Origin of the sequence: Parvimonas sp. D9 (assembly GCF_035282565.1) — a bacterium.
GTDB classification, from domain to species: Bacteria; Bacillota; Clostridia; order Tissierellales; family Peptoniphilaceae; genus Parvimonas; species Parvimonas micra.
The window spans coordinates 1-321 of record NZ_JAYKBM010000093.1 but is presented as its reverse complement, the minus strand read 5'-3'; the positions used below and the strand labels follow the sequence as shown (position 1 = coordinate 321).

General features: G+C 49.2%; 1 protein-coding gene. It reads right to left on the bottom strand.

What is annotated here, in order from left to right; genetic code table 11:
• The coding region (locus VJI94_RS08155) for a hypothetical protein (RefSeq protein ID WP_324008988.1) at positions 1-321 on the bottom strand (321 nt) is incomplete at both ends.

Below are 321 nucleotides of genomic sequence, written 5' to 3'. Positions count from 1 at the left end.
GATTGGTAGCGATATCTACCTTAACCGCCTCAAACAGCTTATTGGTAAATCCCCAGCGTGCTGAGGACATTTCAAACCAATCACCTTGCTCAAGCTCAATGGCCCACAAAGGCAAGGCAAAAGCAATAGTTGCCTGGTTGCGCGTACCCTCATACATGCGCTGGGTAATACGTTGTACCTGGGAATCAGAATTGATAGCCCGGAAAGTATACTGGGCAGAGAAACGTTCCCCGCCGTCGTTTTTCTCCCACTGCTTATTCTGCAGCGTCGGAAAAGCTTTTTCCTGGAAGCCACTTTGGGCATCAACGAAAGTGCCTACGA